Origin of the sequence: Chryseobacterium sp. MMO-72, assembly GCF_037146035.1 — a bacterium.
In the GTDB taxonomy this organism is placed as follows: Bacteria; Bacteroidota; Bacteroidia; order Flavobacteriales; family Weeksellaceae; genus Chryseobacterium; species Chryseobacterium indicum.
The window spans coordinates 198,149-216,965 of sequence record NZ_JBBCWG010000004.1; the positions used below are offsets into that span (position 1 = coordinate 198,149).

16 protein-coding genes are annotated in these 18,817 nt (G+C 36.3%); 1 reads left to right on the top strand and 15 read right to left on the bottom strand.

What is annotated here, in order from left to right:
• Positions 1-135: 135 nt before the first annotated feature.
• The 9 genes from WFH39_RS07925 to egtD form a co-directional block, all read right to left on the bottom strand.
• On the bottom strand, positions 136-459 hold the full coding sequence (locus tag WFH39_RS07925) for a hypothetical protein (protein WP_336689480.1): 324 nt from the start codon (positions 457-459) through the stop codon (positions 136-138).
• A gap of 12 nt (positions 460-471) precedes the next feature.
• Positions 472-903, bottom strand: coding sequence for an SRPBCC domain-containing protein (locus tag WFH39_RS07930; RefSeq protein WP_336689481.1), 432 nt, complete (start codon positions 901-903; stop codon positions 472-474).
• Between the two features lie 12 nt (positions 904-915).
• A complete protein-coding gene (locus WFH39_RS07935) occupies positions 916-1,464 on the bottom strand; it encodes a hypothetical protein (RefSeq protein WP_336689482.1) in 549 nt (182 codons plus the stop codon).
• A gap of 39 nt (positions 1,465-1,503) precedes the next feature.
• A complete protein-coding gene (locus WFH39_RS07940) occupies positions 1,504-2,313 on the bottom strand; it encodes a tetratricopeptide repeat protein (RefSeq protein WP_336689483.1) in 810 nt (269 codons plus the stop codon).
• A gap of 235 nt (positions 2,314-2,548) precedes the next feature.
• Positions 2,549-5,728: a carbamoyl-phosphate synthase large subunit gene (carB, locus tag WFH39_RS07945; protein ID WP_336689484.1), complete on the bottom strand. Its 3,180-nt coding sequence runs from the start codon at positions 5,726-5,728 to the stop codon at positions 2,549-2,551.
• Positions 5,729-6,043: 315 nt separating this feature from the next.
• Positions 6,044-7,117 carry a carbamoyl phosphate synthase small subunit gene (locus tag WFH39_RS07950; protein ID WP_235131081.1) on the bottom strand — a complete coding sequence of 358 codons (1,074 nt, stop codon included), beginning with the start codon at positions 7,115-7,117 and terminating at the stop codon, positions 6,044-6,046.
• A 240-nt stretch (positions 7,118-7,357) separates the two neighbouring features.
• Positions 7,358-8,248, bottom strand: a complete 891-nt coding sequence (locus WFH39_RS07955) for an aspartate carbamoyltransferase catalytic subunit (protein ID WP_336689485.1) — start codon at positions 8,246-8,248, stop codon at positions 7,358-7,360.
• A gap of 343 nt (positions 8,249-8,591) precedes the next feature.
• Positions 8,592-9,773, bottom strand: a complete 1,182-nt coding sequence (gene egtB, locus WFH39_RS07960; RefSeq protein ID WP_336689486.1) for an ergothioneine biosynthesis protein EgtB — start codon at positions 9,771-9,773, stop codon at positions 8,592-8,594.
• A gap of 21 nt (positions 9,774-9,794) precedes the next feature.
• Positions 9,795-10,781 carry an L-histidine N(alpha)-methyltransferase gene (egtD, locus tag WFH39_RS07965; protein ID WP_336689487.1) on the bottom strand — a complete coding sequence of 329 codons (987 nt, stop codon included), beginning with the start codon at positions 10,779-10,781 and terminating at the stop codon, positions 9,795-9,797.
• Between the two features lie 164 nt (positions 10,782-10,945).
• Between egtD and WFH39_RS07970 the strand changes: the two genes are divergently transcribed.
• The gene (locus WFH39_RS07970) at positions 10,946-11,407 is read left to right on the top strand and encodes an Lrp/AsnC family transcriptional regulator (protein ID WP_076393695.1); all 462 of its coding nucleotides are present in this window, start codon (positions 10,946-10,948) and stop codon (positions 11,405-11,407) included.
• A gap of 127 nt (positions 11,408-11,534) precedes the next feature.
• On the opposite strand, the gene argH is transcribed toward WFH39_RS07970, so the two are convergent.
• The 6 genes from argH to argC all read right to left on the bottom strand — a co-directional run bounded on the left by argH (position 11,535) and on the right by argC (position 18,715).
• Positions 11,535-12,839, bottom strand: a complete 1,305-nt coding sequence (gene argH / locus WFH39_RS07975) for an argininosuccinate lyase (RefSeq protein ID WP_336689488.1) — start codon at positions 12,837-12,839, stop codon at positions 11,535-11,537.
• 278 nt (positions 12,840-13,117) lie between these two features.
• Positions 13,118-14,200, bottom strand: coding sequence for a M20 family metallo-hydrolase (locus WFH39_RS07980; RefSeq protein ID WP_336689489.1), 1,083 nt, complete (start codon positions 14,198-14,200; stop codon positions 13,118-13,120).
• Positions 14,175-14,969, bottom strand: coding sequence for an acetylglutamate kinase (argB, locus tag WFH39_RS07985; protein ID WP_336689490.1), 795 nt, complete (start codon positions 14,967-14,969; stop codon positions 14,175-14,177). Before argB ends, WFH39_RS07980 begins: the two co-directional genes overlap by 26 nt.
• A 55-nt stretch (positions 14,970-15,024) precedes the next feature.
• The gene (locus tag WFH39_RS07990; protein ID WP_336689491.1) at positions 15,025-15,996 is read right to left on the bottom strand and encodes an acetylornithine carbamoyltransferase; all 972 of its coding nucleotides are present in this window, start codon (positions 15,994-15,996) and stop codon (positions 15,025-15,027) included.
• 307 nt (positions 15,997-16,303) lie between these two features.
• On the bottom strand, positions 16,304-17,443 hold the full coding sequence (locus tag WFH39_RS07995; RefSeq protein WP_336689492.1) for an aspartate aminotransferase family protein: 1,140 nt from the start codon (positions 17,441-17,443) through the stop codon (positions 16,304-16,306).
• A 306-nt stretch (positions 17,444-17,749) separates the two neighbouring features.
• On the bottom strand, positions 17,750-18,715 hold the full coding sequence (argC, locus tag WFH39_RS08000; protein ID WP_336689493.1) for an N-acetyl-gamma-glutamyl-phosphate reductase: 966 nt from the start codon (positions 18,713-18,715) through the stop codon (positions 17,750-17,752).
• Between the last annotated feature and the right edge of the window lie 102 nt (positions 18,716-18,817).

The following is an 18,817-nucleotide window of genomic DNA, read 5'->3' on the forward strand; positions in this document are numbered from 1 at the left end:
CTTTTTTCGCACATAATCACTTTCATTTGGAATTCCCACGAATTTTCCTGTTTCATAAGCCAAAACAATGAAAGTTTTCCCTACGTAATCTTTCTGCATTTTCTTTATATCATCTAAAGAAAAGTCATGTTCAGCTTATATTTTATAAAGTTTTTTATACAAACTAAAATCTTCCGTTGGAAATTCGCCGGAATCGTCCACAAACTCCATTATAAATGGTTTAGCGACTGAAACACCATTAACTTCTGTAATTTTAACAAGATAACGACCTTCGAAAACTTTCATTTTCAGATCTGTTCCGTCTACGATTTCTACTTTTAATTTCAATAAAGTTCCGAATGGATAATCCAGATTTTTTTTGATAACAGACGATGAATTTTGAATCTGTTTTTGTCCGAAATACAAATTAGAGATCAAAAATAAAAGAGCAATTATAACTGATAAAAAACACTTTTTCAAAATCTTAAAATTTTATTGATTCAAATCTTTCTCCAACTTTTCCAAATATTGTGACCATGCACTCGAGCCACCACCAAAACATTCAAATTGCGGGCTCAAGCCTTCGTGCGTGAAAACAACTTTTGTTTTATCGGCTTCTTTGAAAATCTCAAAACAAATTTTTGTTCCTGTCCATTCGTCCATTTTGTTTACAAATGTGAGTTTACTTTCGATCACTTCCCAAACAATTTTCTCGTAAGGACTTACTTCTATAAGTTGTTGAACGGTATGATGAACTCCATTTCCGGCATCAAAAATAAATTCATCATTCCTATTTTCAGATTTTCCGGTAATGATTTCATTATGCAGACCAATCCACCAGTTTCCGGGATTGATTAAAGTACTGAAGACTTCTTCTGTGGATTTTAAAGTGGTGAAGGTGTAAGAGAAATTTTGTGTTGACATCGTTTTGTGTTTTTATGAATTTTCAAAATCATATATTTTTCTCAAAGTAGTTTTATCTGCAATCACATTAAAAGCTATGTTTCCGTTAAATTCGTGATAACCAAAAATATAGCTGTTTGATTTATCAATAACTTTAATTCCGTTAAATTTTTCTATTTTTTCAGGACTTTGCAATTCGGAAAAACCAAATGTAGTGATAAAATCACTCAATTTTTCGGCTTTTATGGAGACTGATTTTGCAAAGGGATCTGAAAGATATTTCTTATTAAAATCCACATCAACAGATAAAGTCTGAGGAAAATGACCGCCTGTTTCGGCATAAAAGAATTTGAGCTTTCCACATTTTTTACATTTCCACAGATCGGCTCCGTTCATCGGATAAGAGCCTAAAAAAATTTCTGAATTATCCGAAGATTTAAATTCCAGATAGCTTAAATATCCAAATTTACCATCGTAAATTTTAAAAATCTTTTCATAATCCATCAAAATATTGTGATTGCAGTCAATATCTTTAATCGGATAATCAGCAAAAAATTCATTAATATTTTCCAGAGTTAACATATATGTAATTTAATATTGATATTCCTAAACTTAGAAAGATTAATTACAATAAGTTTCCATATAGGTATTTTTCTCGCCCAGTTTTTTCATTCTTAAATAATCTTTACAGGCACCTTCAGTGTCGTGTAATTCTAATTCTAAAGACATTCTATTGGAAATTGCCTGTATATGTTTCGGATCCTTATTAATTACAATCGTAAAATCTTCAATAGCATCTTTGTATTTTTTCAATAAAGCTTTTGCCTGTCCTCTTATATTGTAACCTCTTATATCCTGTGGATTTAATACTACAGATTTGTCAGCATCTTCCATTGCTTCTATATTATTGCCAACATTTATGTTAACGATAGCTCTGTTGATATATCCATCCGCATTGTTTGGATCAAGTGTAAGCGCCTTGTCAAAATCACGTAATGCTTCTTCATATTTCTTTAAATCACCATTACAATATCCTCTGAATAAATAAGACTGCGCAAAATCGGCATTCATTTCTATACTTTTGCTGAAATCATTCCATGCATTTTGGATATCTTTTGAATAATATTCTGCAACACCACGATTATAAAATACTTCAAAATCATTTGGATTCAACTTAATTGATGTTGAGTAATCGGCTATCGCTCCTTTATAATCCTTGAGATTGGCTTTAGAAGCACCACGATGATGAAAAACTACACTGCTGTTAGGATTAATGCTTATTGCTTTATCATAGTTCTTTATAGCTTCTGCATACTGTTTCTGCTTTACAAGATCTCTTCCTTTTTCCGCATAATAAGTAGCTGTTTTACTTTGAGAAAATATAAAATGACAAAATAGTGCAAGAAATATTATAAGGCTTTTTTTAATCATGATTTACTTTATAGGACCGTGTTATAGTTTTTAAAAAATCTAATGTACGGAATTATTAAATTATTATTGATTTAATTTTACTTCAAAAAATTCTGAAAAATCTCTATAAAAAAGCGGAAGAAAAAATCTCTCGCTTTTAATTTATTTAATTCGAAAATCAGATAAAAACAAAACCTCACAGGTTTTAAAAACCTGTGAGGTTTGATTTATGGTAAATCATTAAAATTTCCGAAAACTACATTGTCTCCATTTTGAAACTCATGCTTTCGATTACTTTCAGGATCGCTTCTACTGTATCCATGGATGTTAAACAAGGTACGCCGTTTTCCACGCTCATTCTTCTGATCTGGAAACCATCTCTTTCCGACTGTTTTCCTTTCGTCATCGTGTTCACAACGTACTGTACTTTTCCTTTCTGGATCAGGTCGATCAGGTTGACACTCTCCTCCCCGATTTTATATCCGATTTTGCAAGGAATTCCTTTTTCTTCGAAGAATTTTGCCGTTCCTTCCGTTGCCCAGATTCTGAAACCAACTTCATGGAATCTTGCCGCCAGATCAGCCGCTTCCTGCTTGTGTTTATCTGCAACCGTAAACAAAATTGACCCGTGCATCGGAACTTTTCTTCCTGCCGCAACTAATCCTTTGTATAAAGCTTTCTCCAAAGTGGTGTCTTTCCCCATAACCTCTCCTGTAGACTTCATTTCTGGTCCTAGAGAGATATCTACTTTTGTTAATTTTGAGAAAGAGAACACCGGAACTTTTACGAAAACCCCTTCTTTATTTGGAACCAGTCCGCTTTCGTAGCCTAAATCTTTCAGTTTTTGTCCCAAAATTGCTTTTGTAGCCAGATTTGCCATCGGAACATCCGTAATTTTAGACAGGAAAGGAACAGTTCTTGATGATCTTGGATTTACTTCGATCACATATACATTTCCTTCAAAAAGAACATACTGGATGTTCATCAATCCGATCACATTTAATCCTTTCGCTAATCTTTTCGTGTAATCAACCAAAGTTTCGATTTCGCTTTGTGAAATATTCTGTGGAGGATATACTGCGATTGAGTCTCCGGAGTGAACTCCCGCTCTTTCGATGTGCTCCATAATTCCCGGAATGATTACTGTTTCACCGTCGCAGATGGCATCGATTTCCACTTCTTTTCCCACCATATATTTGTCGACCAAAACAGGATGTTCAGGGCTTGCTTCCACTGCATTTTCCATATAGTGCGCCAGTTCTGTTTCCGTGTACACGATTTCCATTGCTCTACCTCCCAAAACGTAGCTCGGGCGAACCAACACCGGATAACCGATCTCGTTGGCAATTTTTATCGCTTCTTCTTTTGAAACCGATGTTTTTCCTAAAGGCTGCGGAATCTGCATTTCCTGAAGCGCTTTTTCGAATTTATCTCTATTTTCCGCTCTGTCCAGATCTTCCAGGGAAGTTCCCAAAATCTCAACTCCGTGAGCGGCTAATTTATCTGCCAAATTGATGGCTGTCTGTCCTCCGAACTGTACCACAACGCCTTTTGGTTTTTCCAGCTCGATGATGTTCATTACATCTTCTTCCGTTAAAGGTTCGAAGTAAAGTTTATCTGAAATCGAGAAGTCCGTAGAAACGGTTTCAGGATTATTGTTGATGATAATCGCTTCGTAACCCATTTCTTTGATTGCCCAAACCGAGTGTACCGTTGCGTAATCAAACTCAACTCCCTGTCCGATTCTGATCGGTCCTGAACCAAGAACGATGATTTTTTCTTTATCTGAAACCACAGATTCATTTTCTTCTTCGTACGTTCCGTAGAAATAAGGGGTTTCCGATTCGAATTCCGCAGCACAGGTATCTACCATTTTATACACCGGCATTACTCCGTTTTCTTTTCTGAAATTGAACACTTCACGCTCCGTCACGTTCCACAGAACTGCAATATTTATATCTGCAAAACCTAGTTTTTTAGCTTCCTGTAAAATTTCTTTGCTGAATTTATTTTCTGCGATTGTTTTTTCGAAATCAATCAGCTTTTTAATTTTCCAAATGAAGAATTTATCAATTTTACTCCATTCTACGATCTGTTCCCAGTCGTACCCTCTTCTTAAAGCATCTCCGATGATGAATAATCTTTCGTCATCACAAACTCTTATTCTTCTTTCGATTTCTTCAGCCGTCAAAGCTGCTGCCTGTTTAGTTTTTAAACCGATATGTTTAATTCCTGTTTCCAGAGAACGGATGGCTTTCTGTAAAGATTCTTCGAAATTTCTTCCGATTGCCATTACTTCACCGGTAGCTTTCATCTGGGTTGATAATCTTCTGTCCGCTGTTTCGAATTTATCGAAAGGGAATCTTGGGAATTTTGTTACCACATAGTCTAAAGCCGGTTCGAAACAAGCATAAGTCTTTCCTGTTACCGGATTCATGATTTCATCCAGTGTTAAACCTACCGCAATCTTCGCAGCGATTTTTGCGATCGGATATCCTGTTGCTTTTGATGCTAAAGCCGATGATCTCGAAACTCTTGGGTTTACTTCGATGATATAATAATTGAATGAATGCGGATCTAAAGCCAACTGCACGTTACATCCTCCTTCAATTCCTAATGCTCTGATAATCTTAAGTGAAGCGTTTCTCAACAATTGGTATTCTCTGTCTGAAAGTGTCTGAGAAGGCGCCACAACGATTGAATCTCCTGTGTGAACTCCAACCGGATCTATATTTTCCATGTTACAAACCACAATGGCGTTGTCGTTTGCATCACGCATTACTTCGTATTCTATTTCTTTGAAACCTGCGATTGATTTTTCAATCAGACATTGTGTTACGGGGCTGTGTTTTAATCCCAGTTCAGCAATTTCTTTCAGTTCAGTTTCGTTGGAAGCGATACCTCCTCCTGTTCCACCCATGGTGAAAGCCGGACGAACAATGACAGGATACCCGATTCTGTCTGCAAAATTTAATGCTCCTTCTACCGTGTTTACAATATCAGATTCCGGAACGGGTTCGTTTAATTCTCTCATCAGTTCACGGAAAAGATCTCTGTCTTCCGCTCTGTTGATGGCTGAAAGCTTTGTTCCCAACACCTCAACTTTGCATTCTTCCAAAATTCCTGATTTTTCCAGTTCTACCGCCATATTCAGTCCGGTTTGTCCTCCAAGCGTTGGTAAAAGCGCATCGGGACGTTCTTTTCTGATGATGTGACTTACAAACTGAAGTGAAATCGGCTCGATGTATACTTTGTCTGCGATTTCAACATCCGTCATAATGGTTGCAGGGTTTGAATTGATCAAAATTACCTTGTAGCCTTCTTCTTTTAAAGATAAGCAAGCCTGCGTTCCTGCGTAATCAAATTCCGCCGCCTGACCGATAATGATGGGACCTGAACCGATTACTAAAATTGTTTTTATGTCGTTTCTTTTCATTTTACTTCTTTTTTATTATTCCATGGGTTCACCCTCGGCTAATGTTATTGAACCATTTCATGGTTCTGTTCTTGGTTTCACCATTTTCATGGGTTTTCACCGTTTTCCATAGGTTACACCTACGGCTATTCATATTGAATCCTTCGGATTCTTTAATTTTGCGGCGAATTGCACGCAGCCCGACTTGAGCGGAAATCCTTTTTTGCCATCCTGATTGTTCTGTTTTTGACCGAAAAGTTCTGCAAAAAAGATTGGGAGTCCTTCGACTTAGCTCAGGATAAACTTGAGGCGGATTAAGCTGCCCAAATTAATTTTCTACTTTTTAAAATCTTCCATTAACTGGATAAATTCGTCGAATAAATAATTCGCATCTTCCGGACCCGGGCTTGCTTCAGGGTGATACTGAACGGAGAAACAAGGGTGAATTTTGTGTTTCAGACCTTCGTTTGTTCTGTCGTTCAGGGCGATGTGTGTTTCTATTAAGTCGGTATTTTTCAAACTTTCCTGATCTACCGCGTAACCGTGGTTTTGGGAAGTGATCGCCACTTTGTTTTTCTCTACATCTAAAACCGGATGGTTTCCACCTCTGTGTCCGAATTTCAACTTGAACGTTTTTGCGCCACACGCCAGACCAATTAACTGGTGTCCTAAACAGATTCCGAAGATCGGAACTTTTCCTAAAATTCCTCTGATCATTTCTAAAGCCTGTTGGTTATCTTCAGGATCACCGGGACCGTTGGATAACATTACTCCGTCCGGATTCATTAGTAAAATCTCTTCTGCGGTTACATCCTGCGAAACCACTGTAATATCGCAGTTTCTTTGGGATAATTCTCTGATAATTCCTAATTTGGAACCAAAATCTACAAGCACCACTTTAAGTCCTCTTCCCGGATTTGCATAAGGTGTTTTTGTGGAAACCTGCTCAACCTGATTGGTTGGGAAGTTGGTTGATTTTAATTCTGAAACCACTGTGCTTTCATCGGCATCAGCGTTTACAATTTTTCCTTTCACCACTCCATGGTTACGAAGAATTCTTGTGAGTCTTCTGGTATCGATTCCTGAAATTCCGGAAAGGTTTTTCTTTTTAAATAATTCATCTAAAGTAATCTGAGTACGGAAGTTGGATGGCAGATCACAAAGTTCTTTTACAATAAGTCCTTTAATTGCCGGTTCAATACTCTCATAGTCATCTCTATTAATTCCATAGTTTCCGATAAGCGGATAGGTCATGCAAACAATCTGACCGCAGTAAGACGGATCAGAGATCAATTCCTGATACCCTGTCATTCCGGTATTGAAAACCACTTCTCCTGCCGTTTCCAATTCTGCTCCGAAACCTTCTCCGTGAAACACTTCACCGGACTCCAGTATTAACTTTTTCTTCATTTTATTTATTTAGATTTTCTTTTTTATTAACAGGTCGCCTCTACGAGGCTTTGATAATCTTTATCTTTTTTGTTTCCAAGGGTTTAATCCATGGCTATTAACAGATCGCCCTTTCAGGGCTTTGGTTATCATCTTTTTTCTTTTCCATGGGTTTCACCCACGGCTATTGTGGTTTGACCCTTTCGGGTCGGCTTACTACTTGATTCTTTTTACTTTTACCTTGGCTCTTTACCTTGGTTCTTATTTAAAAGTATATCCTTGGTTTTCCAAGGCTCCTTTTAAAATTGCCATTCTTGCGAAAACACCGTTCTGCATTTGTTTGAAAACTCTTGAGCGTTCGCATTCTACCAAATCATCATCAATTTCCACTCCTCTGTTAATGGGTGCAGGATGCATGATGATGGCTTCTTTTTTCATGGCTTTTTCTCTATCTTTGGTCAAACCATATTTTTTGTGGTATTCTGAAGCGGAGAAGCTCATTTTAGCATCGTGCCTTTCGTGCTGGATTCTTAGTAACATCAGAACATCTACGTCATGGATCATTTCATCGATATTCAGATAGGTTCCGTTGATTAAGGCGCCTTCATCAAACCACTGTTCAGGTCCTGAGAAATATACTTTTGCGCCTAACCTTCTTAATGCTTCTGCATTGGAATTGGCAACTCTGCTGTGTTTTACATCTCCAACGATTCCTACTTTTAATCCTTCAAATTTTCCGAACTCCTGATAGATCGTCATTAAATCAAGCATACATTGTGAAGGATGATTTCCGGTTCCGTCACCTCCGTTAATTACAGGGATTTTTATGTTTTTCAGTTCTTCGAAATATCTGTCTTTCTTATCTCTAATTACGACAAGATTTACCCCTAAACTTTCGATGGTTTTTACCGTATCATAAAGACTCTCTCCTTTGTTTACGGAACTGTGGGAAGCATCGAAAGGAACGACCTGCAATCCTAATTTTCTTTCAGCAATATCAAAACTTGTTTTTGTTCTTGTACTGTCTTCGAAGAAAAGATTGGAACAGAAAACTTCTCCATCAATTTTGGCAGTTTTTCCGTTCGCAAAAGCCAATGCTTCTGTTACTATACTGTTAATTCTTTCGTTGCTTAGTTCTGTGATCGTAAACATATTGTCTTTAAATTTTTTACAAAAAAAAAGCGAAGAAAATATCTTCGCTTAAAATAAATAAATATCGTAAAGGGCGTCTACGCCCGGTAATTCTAATGATATAAATACTGTGTTATTCATTAGGTGCAAAGATATAACAATTCTGTAAACTGACAAAATGAAAATTAAATTTGTAGAGAAATCCGTTACTTGTCAGCATCTAAATACAATAAATAGTAATGTTAAAATACCTTTACAAAGCGGATTGGCAAGGTTTTCACCGTTCACTGTCAAGCATTTATTTTCGGAAGCAATTGTTTATTTTTTTGGGTTGATTTTCGATATACTGTATCATCCGCGGAAATTATTTTGCCAGCCTTATGCCTGTAAACTGCCACTGTAGTGATGTGGGAAAGAAATTTCTGTATGTTTTTCGGCTGTGTTCTTTTGGTGTTGCCAATGAAGCACCTCTCAAAACCATCTGATTGACCATGAATTTTCCGTTATACTCGCCTACCGCTCCTTCCTGTTTTTTAAATCCGGGATAAGGAAGATATGCACTATTGGTCCATTCCCATCGTTTTCCCCAGCTGAAAAGAGCGGAAGCGATTTCCCATTCTGCTTCGGTCGGTAAACGCATTCCTTTCCAAGAGGTAAAAGCAGAGGCTTCAAAAAAGTTGATGTGACAAACAGCTTCGTCGGGAATGATCTCTTTTAAACCATTCAGCGTGTAATGCATCCATTGACCTTCTATGAAATGCCAGTATAAGGGAGATTTAGCATTATTTTGTTTCACCCAGTCCCAGCCTTCCGCATGCCAGTGTCTGAAATCTTCATATCCTCCGTCATTCATAAATTCAAGATATTCTGCATTGGTTACCAATTGGTTTGAAATTTGAAAATCATTCAGATATACTTTATGTCTGTTCAGCTCATTATCAAAACAAAATCCTTCTCCTTCGAAACCTATTTCATAAATTCCTTCCTTAAAAGAAAGCATTTCAAAATTTTCGGATTCTGATTTTTCCAAAGGAAAATTTTCGCTGTAAGCGGGAAATAAAGGATTGTGACCGAGAATATATTTGATATCGGTTAATAACAATTCCTGATGCTGCTGTTCGTGGTTTAGACCTAATTCAAAGAGTTTTTGAAGATCATCGGATAAGTCGTTATTTAAAAGAAAAGTTTCCATTTGTTCATCGACATATTTCCGATACTGAAAAATATCGGCAACGGAAGGCCGGCTTAAATTTCCTCTGTCTGTACGGATTACTCTTGCGCCAATGGTTTCGTAATAACTGTTGAAAACGAAATTATATTGGGAATTAAACACCTGATAACCATCAAGATTCGGGATCAAAATAAAAGTTTCGAAAAACCATGTGGTGTGTCCTAAATGCCATTTCGGAGGACTGACATCTACAACAGGCTGAACTACAAAATCTTCTGTTTCAAGCGGTTCGCATATTTCCACAGACCTCGCTCTAATTCTGCAGTAATTCTCAAGCAACTGTTTTTCTTTGACTAGTGTATTCTGTTCGATCATCGTTTTAGCTTTTAATTTAAATTAGACTTTCCAGATCGCATCCACAAACCAGCCTTTGGTGTCCGAAATCTGTTTTAACGGTTTAAATCCTGTTTTTCTTGCCATTGCATTTACTTCATTTTCAGAATATTTCTGAGAAATTTCCATGTAAATAGCTTCATTTGCCTTAAAGTTTACCTTTTCCTCTTCAATATGTACCGACTGATCTTCCAGACTGATCAGGTAACTTCTGCAGGCTCCGGAAAGCGGATCGTAGGTTTGGTAATGTTTGAACTTATTCGTTTTAAAATCTGCATCCAGCTCTTCATTAATTCTCTCTAAAAGATTAAGGTTGAACGATGCCGTTATTCCCGCTTTATCGTTATAGGCAGCAAGAATGGTGTGTGGATTTTTCTTCAGATCAAAACCAATGAGAAGAATATCATCCGGATTAAGTCTCGATTTCAATGCATTACAGAACTGATAAGCTTCTTCAATTTCCATATTTCCAATATTTCCTCCTAAAAAAAGAATGACTTTTCTGCGGGAAGAAATTTTATTTGCTTTATCGAGCATTTCAAAGTATTCTCCATTAAGACCTGTCATTTGAAGCCCCGGAATTTCAGATGTAAGATTTTCCTCCAAAATTGAAATAATATTTGCCGAAATATCAATCGGCATGTAGGTAAAATCTGCGTTTTGCTTTACAAGATATTCAAGCAGATGAGAGGATTTTGTAGCATCTCCTGCTCCGAGTTCCACCAGATCAAAAGGCTCGTCGAATGCTCGTATCGCGTTTGCGAGTTCCCTCTTTTTTCCGGTAAAAATTTCGAGTTCGCAATCGGTGAGATAATATTCTGGCATATTCATGATCTGCTGAAAAAGATCGTCGCCTTTTTTATCGTAGAAATATTTGGATAATAAATGTTTAGGCTCCTCTTTCAGTCCGTCTAAAATTTCACTTTTAAATTTATGATGGGGATCGTAATCAGCCAATGAAGTTGTTGCCGTAGTCGTATTTCGGTTCATATTAATCTGGATTTCGTACGCAGATTACAGCAATTATTTTGCCATTGCCTAAAATACAAAGATTAATATTCGGGCTGTTTATGAAGGGATTTTTGAGTTCAAAACACAAAAAATTTAGTTTTAATTTTTATAAAATTGTATATTTACCATTCAAAATAGACTATATGGATTTAAAAGACAGGATGATTCTCAGTATTATTCAGGAAGATTCTACACTTTCGGTGAAAGAAATTTCAGAAAAAATTGGTCTTACTTTCACTCCGACGTACGAACGCATCAAGCAACTGGAGAAACAGGGAATTATTGAGAAATATGTAGGTCTTTTAAACCGCGAAAAACTGGGCTTAAATATTGTGGTTTACTGCAATGTGCGTCTTAAAGAACAGTCTAAAAAAGTTCTGGAAACATTTGAGAAAAACATCATGCAGCATGATGAAGTTCAGGAAATCATCAGTCTTTCCGGCGAATACGATTATATGCTGAAGATTATCGCAAAAGATATTAATTCTTATAATGATTTTACGGTGAATGTGATCTCAAACATCCCGAATATCGGGCAATATCACAGTTCTATTGTATTGCACGAGGTGAAAAAGTCTACGAAGTTTAAGATTGATCTGGGTTAAAATGAACCATTAAGATTTTAATTAAGAAATTAAGCTAATTTAAGATTTTGAAGCGAATTATATCAAAAATCCTATATCTCTTAATTTTTTTTAACTCCTTAAATGAATCTTAATGGTTTAAAATAATTCAACCCAATAATTTATTTTTCAGTTTATTAAACTGATATTCTATCTTATCTAAACACAAATTTCCAATACTTCCCTGATGCGTATGGTTTAAATTTCCAGTTTCAAAATCGAACGCATTATTTTCAATCTCCTGCCCTACTTTTACGTAAGCATCCCGGAAGGAACTTCCGTTTTTAACTTCTTCATTGATTTTCTCTACGCTGAAAAGATATTTGTATTTTTCATCCTCCAAAATCCCGTCTTTCACCTGAATATTGGGTAATGTATAATTTAAAATTTCCAGACATTCTTTTAAGGAATCAATCGCAGGAAAAAGGATTTCTTTCGTAAGCTGCATATCTCTGTGATAGCCTGAAGGAAGGTTATTCGTCAGTAAAATAAATTCATTCGGTAACGACTGTATTCTGTTGCAGCGCGCACGAACCAATTCAAAAATATCCGGATTCTTCTTGTGAGGCATAATGCTGCTTCCTGTGGTAAATTCCTTCGGAAAGCTGATGAAATCAAAATTCTGGCTTAAATACAAACAAACATCGTAAGAAAATTTACCTAAAGTTCCCGCTAAAGTCGCCATTGCCATTGACAGCATTTTTTCCGACTTCCCACGCGTCATCTGAGCATATACCGAATTGTAATTCATCGACTGTAAGCCTAAATTGTATGTTGTACTCTCACGGTCAATCGGGAAAGACGAACCATAACCCGCCGCCGAACCCAATGGATTTTTATTGATGATATTTTTAACTGAAAACAGCATTTCAATATCATCTAACAATGCTTCTGCATAGGCTCCAAACCACAATCCGAATGAGGAAGGCATTGCAATCTGCAAATGTGTATATCCCGGAAGCAGCACATTTTTATGCTGTTCCGCCAATTTAATTAATATCTGAAAGAGTTCGTCTGTTAATGCTGTAATATCACGGATTTCGTCCAATAAATACAATTTGATATCCAGTAAAACCTGATCGTTTCTGGAACGCGCCGTGTGAATTTTCTTTCCGGTATCGCCCAATTTTTCAATTAAAATTGATTCAATCTGGGAATGAATATCTTCCGCATTTTTATCGATTTCAAAGATTCCGTTTTCAATATCGTCTAAAATTTCTGCTAAAACAAACAACATTTGCTCTGATTCTTCAACAGAAATAATTCCCACTTCTGCTAACATTTTGCAGTGCGCCATTGAACCTTTGACATCATATTTTGCCAAACGTTCATCAAAATCAAGATCTTTCCCGACTGTGAATGTATTGACTAATATATTGGTGGCGTTATTGTCTTTCTGCCATATTTTTTTCATAAAATTTCTTTTTTGTTTTTAAAATTTTCTTTTGTCTTAAAACAAAAGAAACAAAAATTCAAGACTGGAAACTCCGGCTAAAAATTATTTCTGTTCTCTAAAAATTCTAAACTTGCGCGAATTCAAAATTTGTTCTTCGGTTCAATATTTATCTCGCGCTTCGAACAGCAGAATTTTCTTAACGTTCACAGAATTAATTTTCTTAACGCCTCCGATTCCTAAGTCGTTACTTACAAGCCTCCCATCATTCATCCCTCTTCCACCTTCCTACTTCCAGCTTATAAAACTTTCTCCAAAATCTCAATATAAATCACAATCCCCTCTTCTATTTCCTTTATGTAAATGTATTCATCCGCGGTGTGAGAACGGGTACTGTCGCCGGGACCGAGCTTTACGGAGGTGCACGGAATGATCGCCTGATCAGATGAAGTTGGCGAACCGTACGTTGTCCTCCCAATTTCCAAACCTGCTTTTACAAAAGGATGATCCATTTCAATTTTTGAAGAATTCAGCCTGAAAGATCTTGCGGTTAAAGTGGATTTCATCTGAGACTGTATGATTTCAAATGCTTCTTTATTAGAATATTCATCCGTAACTCTTATATCTAAAGTGAAAGTACAGGATTCCGGAACGACATTATGCTGAACTCCTGCGTGAATTCCTGACAAGGTAATTTTAACTTCGCCCAAATAATCCGAAACTTTTGGAAATTTGAAATTTAAAATATTCTGCAAATCTTCCATGCATTTCACAATCGAATTATCATTGTTCGGATGAGCGGCGTGAGAAGGAGTGCCTTTCATTTCACCATCTATTACCAAAAGTCCTTTTTCTGCAATCGCCAGATTCATCTGCGTGGGTTCTCCTACAATGGCGAGTTCAATATTCGGTAATTGGGGAAAAAGCGCTTCAATACCGTCAAAACCTGAAATCTCCTCCTCTGCCGTCAAAGCTATAATTAAGTTATATTGTAAATTTTCTTTTTCATAAAAGTGTAAAAAAACCTGCGCCATCGAAACCAATGAAGCTCCCGCGTCATTACTTCCCAGTCCGAATAATTTTCCGTCTTTTTCAATCGGAACAAACGGATCCAAAGTATATGCTTTGTTGGGTTTTACGGTATCGTGATGTGTATTCAGCAAAATTGACGGTTTGAAAACATCAAAATTTTTGTTTACCGCCCAAATGTTATTTTTAAAACGTTTTGTAGGAATCTGATGTTTTTTGAAAAAATTTTCAATTTCAACCGACGTATTAAATTCATCTTTGCTGAATGACGGAATCTCAATCAGCTTTTTTAATAATTCAACAGCGTTATTCCGTAATTCTTCTTTGCTATAAACAGATTTCAGTTCCTGCATGATGGTTTTCTATATGGTTTTTCAGTTCGGTTTCTTTAATTAAGAATACCTTATTGACATTATTTTTTACTGCTCCCAAAGCGTTTTCTAACTTTGGAAGAATTCCTTTGTGAAGTTTTCCATCTTCTTTTAAGATTGAAAATTCTTCTTCGGAGATATTTTTAATAACCGATTCCGGATTGTTCACATCTTCCAAAACACCTTCTTTATCAAAACAGTATAACAATTCAACATCATATTTTACGGATAAAGCCTGTGCAATTACCGAAGCAATAGTATCTGCATTGGTATTGAAAAGATGTCCTTTTTTATCGTGGGTAATTGCCGAAAATACAGGAACCAGTTCCAGTTTCAGCAATTTTGAAATTAATTTTCTGTTCACGCTTTTCTCGGTGATATCTCCCACAAATCCGAAATCTATTTCAGCGTGTTCTCTTTTTTTGGCTTTAATTAAGTTTGCATCCGCTCCCGAAAAACCAATGGCTTTACATTTCTTCTGCTGAAGTTTTGCCACAATATTTTTATTGATTCCTCCCGCATAAACCATTGCGACAATATCCAACGTATCTTTATCGGTTATTCTTCTTCCGTTTATGAGCTTCTGTTCAATTCCCAGTTTATCGGCTAAAGTTGTTGCCAGTTTTCCTCCTCCATGTACCAGAATTTTCTTTTCCTGAATTTCAGAAAACTGTTCTAAAAACTGTTCTAACAACTCCTCGTCATCAATTAATGCTCCGCCAATTTTTATGATGTATAACTTTTCTTTCATTACAAATCTTTTTTGGAAACCTCATAGGTTTTAAAAACCTATGAGGTTTGATTTATTAAGAATTCAATTCATCTAAAATTTCAGAAAAAACCGCCTGAGCCGAGAAAATCCGGTTTTTTGCCTGCTGATAAATGATTGAATTTTCACCATCCATCACCTCATCACTCAGTTCCACATTTCGGCGGACAGGAAGGCAATGCATTACTTTTGCATGATTGGTATTTTTCAGTTTTTCGTTCGTCAGCATCCAATTGTCTTTTACTTCGGGCATTTTAGCATAATCATCAAAAGACGACCAGTTTTTAACATAGATAAAATCGGCATCTTTCAATGCTTCTTCCTGATTATGAATAATCTTCACATCTTTTGTAAAGTTTTTATCTAAATCATACCCTTCCGGATTGGTAATGACAAAATCTACATCCATTTCCTGCATCCATTCTGCAAAGGAATTTCCCACCGCATGAGCAATGGGCTTGATGTGAGGCGCCCAGGTTAAAACCACTTTCGGTTTACGGTTTACACTGAGCTTGTCGAAGTGCCAGTTTTCGGTAATGGTGGTGCAATCTGCAAGACTTTGCAAAGGATGACGTGTTGCAGATTCAAGAGAAATAACCGGAACTTTTGCATGTTGCTCAAACTGGCTTAAAATGCTTTCGTTTACATCATCTTCCTTGCTTTTCATTCCTGCAAAACAACGAACTGCAATTATGTCGCAATACTGATTTAATACTTCAATTGCATCTTTAATATGTTCCACCGTATCGCCGTTCATTACTGCTCCGTCTGCGAATTCTAAATTCCAAGCTTCCTGAGCAGCGTTTAAGGTTAAAATATTTAAGCCTAAATTCTGAGCCGCAATCTGACTGCTTAAACGGGTTCTCAAACTTGAATTTAAAAAGACAAGTCCTATTGTTTTTCCTTTTCCTTTTTCAGGTTCTGAAAGAGGATTTTCTTTAATTTGTAGAGCTTTTTTTATGATTTGCTGTAAGTTTTCAACATCGCTTACAGAGGTGAATTTTTTCATTTGGTAATTTTTATTTTTTCAATGGACAAATGGAATATCCATTTCATTTTTAAATAAATTTTAAAGATTTTTTATCTTACCTACTTGATTGAGTTTTTAACGCTGTGGTCGCGAAGTTTTTTTATTTAACTTGGAAAATATTTTCGTTCGCAAGGGCGTTCTACTCAGCTAATGATAATTGTGTTTGTCATTCTGATGAAGAAAGAATCTAATAACATTATAAAAGAGATTCTTCACTACACTTCTGAACTTCGTTCGTAAACCTTCAGTTTATGTTCTGAATGACAGACCACATAATTTTCACATGTTAAATATTCTCCAATACTTCTTTCAAAGCATTTATGAATAGATCCGTTTGTTCTTTTTTAATATTAAGCGCCGGAAGAATCCTTAAGACCGCTTTATCATTAGAGTTTCCTGTGAAAATATGATGATGGTACAACAGACTGTTCCTCACTTCCGAGCAGTCTCTGTCGAGTTCAATACCAATCATCAAGCCTTTCCTTCGGATGGTTTTGATATGTGGAAAATCTTTAATTTTATTTTCAATATATTCGCCCATCTTCTGAGCATTTTCGATAAGATTTTCATCTTTCATGACATCTAAAACAGCAATTGCCGCTACACAAGCCAAGTGATTTCCGCCAAAAGTCGTTCCCAATAAACCATTACTTGCCTGAAACTTCGGATGAATTAAAACACCACCAATCGGGAAACCATTTCCCATTCCTTTTGCAGTGGTGATGATATCTGCTTCAATTCTAAATTCCTGATGGGCAAAGAAATAACCACTTCTTCCGTATCCCGACTGAACTTCATCCAAAATCAAGACAGCATTGTATTTTTCGCACAATTCTTTGATTTTAGTTAAAAATTCAACCGTTGGAATCATAATTCCGCCGACTCCCTGAATTCCTTCAATGATGACGGATGAAATTTCGTTTCCCTGTTTTTCAAAACCTTCTTCAAGCTGTTCGATATTGTTCCATTCAGATTTAATGAATCTTTCATCATAATTTACCGGAGCTACAATTTTGGGATTATCCGTTACCGAAACGGCTGCCGAAGTTCTTCCGTGAAATGAACCTGAAAAATACAGCACCTTATTTTTTCCATTGTGGAAAGAAGCCAGTTTTAAAGCATTTTCGTTCGCTTCTGCTCCTGAATTACACAGAAACAAATTATAATCTTCTAAACCTGAAAGTTTTCCCAATTTTTCAGCAAGTTCAGTCTGCAGTTCATTCTGAACCGAATTTGAATAGAAAGATATTTTATCTAACTGACTTTTTAATTGATTTTGATAATGGGGATGGTTGTGACCGATAGAAATCACCGCATGACCTCCGTAAAAATCAAGATATTTTTCACCTTTATCGTCCCAAAGGAATGATCCCTGAGCTTTTACCGGATTGATGTTGAATAATGGATATACGTTGAATAAATTCATGTCTATTTATAAATGATAATTGATGTTTGATGAATGATTCATCTTTATTATATTTTTCTTTTGTCTTGAAACAAAAGAAACAAAAATTCAAGACTTGGAAACTTTCGCTAAAAATTTAAATTAAATCCTAAAATTCCCAAAACTCGCACGAATTGAAGATTTGTTCTTCGACTGAAAATTTGCCTCGTGCTCAAACAGTGGGAATTTCTTAACGGATTAAATTTCAATTTTCTTAACGCTCCATTTTCCTAAGTCGGTTTTGATTGAGTTATAAAAATTTACGATTAACCTATTGACTATTCACGTTTAAAACGCTGTCGCTTTCAGGTTCAATCCTAAATTTTCTTCCCAGCCCATGGCAATATTCATGTTTTGAACCGCCTGTCCGGAAGCGCCTTTCAACAAATTGTCAATCGCTGAGTGAATGACCGCAACATTCCCACATTTTTCAATCTGTATCACACAGCGATTGGTATTGACAACCTGCTTTAAATCAATTGCTTTTCCGCTTACCTGTACAAAAGGTTCCTCTGCATAAAAATCTTCAAACAACTGATAGATCTCTGAAAGTTCTAAATCTGTCTTTATTGTTGAACTTGTAAAAATTCCTCTGGCAAAATCGCCTCTCCACGGAACAAAATTCAGACTGATTTCATTGGTATTAAAAGAAACTAATTGTTGTAGAATCTCATCCACATGTTGGTGTGTTAAAGTTTTATACGCTGAAATATTATCGTTCCTCCAAGTAAAATGTGTGGTTGCCTGTAAAGACTGACCCGCACCTGTGGAACCTGTGATTCCTGTTGTATACACTTCATTCAACAACCCTTTTTGAGCTAAAGGAAGCAAAGCGAGCTGAATTGCTGTTGCAAAACATCCAGGATTGGCAATGCTTCTGGCTCCGGAAAGTTGTTTTTTATTGATTTCGGGCAATCCGTAGATAAAATTTCTGTTTCCAAAGTTTCCATCGAGGCGAAAATCGTTCCCTAAATCAATCACCAATGTTTCATCTTTTATAGGATTCTGAATCAACCAATTCTGACTTTCTTTGTGAGGAAGACATAGAAAGAGAATATCGACTTCTTCAGACTGATCCGTTAAAATCATTTCACAAACCGTCGTTAAATCCGGGTACAAGTCTGAAATTTTTGTTCCCGAATTTGAACGGCTATATAAAAAACTCAATGATACATTGGGATGAAAAGCCAGCAAACGAACCAGTTCGCTTCCTGTGTAACCGTTGGCTCCGATGATTCCAATTTTCTTCTTCATTTTATTATTTTCCATAAGTTTTCACCTAAGGTTATTTATATTGAACCCTTCGGGTTCTTTGTTTGTATTGATATTTTAATACATAGGTTTTACCTACGGCTA

Bases quoted from the DNA above. Each gene is read 5' to 3' on its own strand.
- WFH39_RS07930 (WP_336689481.1), bottom strand. From the start codon at position 903: ATGTCAACACAAAATTTCTCTTACACCTTCACCACTTTAAAATCCACA.
- WFH39_RS07935 (WP_336689482.1), bottom strand. From the start codon at position 1,464: ATGTTAACTCTGGAAAATATTAATGAATTTTTTGCTGATTATCCGATT.
- WFH39_RS07940 (WP_336689483.1), bottom strand. From the start codon at position 2,313: ATGATTAAAAAAAGCCTTATAATATTTCTTGCACTATTTTGTCATTTT.
- carB (WP_336689484.1), bottom strand. From the start codon at position 5,728: ATGAAAAGAAACGACATAAAAACAATTTTAGTAATCGGTTCAGGTCCC.
- WFH39_RS07950 (WP_235131081.1), bottom strand. From the start codon at position 7,117: ATGAAGAAAAAGTTAATACTGGAGTCCGGTGAAGTGTTTCACGGAGAA.
- WFH39_RS07955 (WP_336689485.1), bottom strand. From the start codon at position 8,248: ATGTTTACGATCACAGAACTAAGCAACGAAAGAATTAACAGTATAGTA.
- egtB (WP_336689486.1), bottom strand. From the start codon at position 9,773: ATGATCGAACAGAATACACTAGTCAAAGAAAAACAGTTGCTTGAGAAT.
- egtD (WP_336689487.1), bottom strand. From the start codon at position 10,781: ATGAACCGAAATACGACTACGGCAACAACTTCATTGGCTGATTACGAT.
- WFH39_RS07970 (WP_076393695.1), top strand. From the start codon at position 10,946: ATGGATTTAAAAGACAGGATGATTCTCAGTATTATTCAGGAAGATTCT.
- argH (WP_336689488.1), bottom strand. From the start codon at position 12,839: ATGAAAAAAATATGGCAGAAAGACAATAACGCCACCAATATATTAGTC.
- WFH39_RS07980 (WP_336689489.1), bottom strand. From the start codon at position 14,200: ATGCAGGAACTGAAATCTGTTTATAGCAAAGAAGAATTACGGAATAAC.
- argB (WP_336689490.1), bottom strand. From the start codon at position 14,969: ATGAAAGAAAAGTTATACATCATAAAAATTGGCGGAGCATTAATTGAT.
- WFH39_RS07990 (WP_336689491.1), bottom strand. From the start codon at position 15,996: ATGAAAAAATTCACCTCTGTAAGCGATGTTGAAAACTTACAGCAAATC.
- WFH39_RS07995 (WP_336689492.1), bottom strand. From the start codon at position 17,443: ATGAATTTATTCAACGTATATCCATTATTCAACATCAATCCGGTAAAA.
- argC (WP_336689493.1), bottom strand. From the start codon at position 18,715: ATGAAGAAGAAAATTGGAATCATCGGAGCCAACGGTTACACAGGAAGC.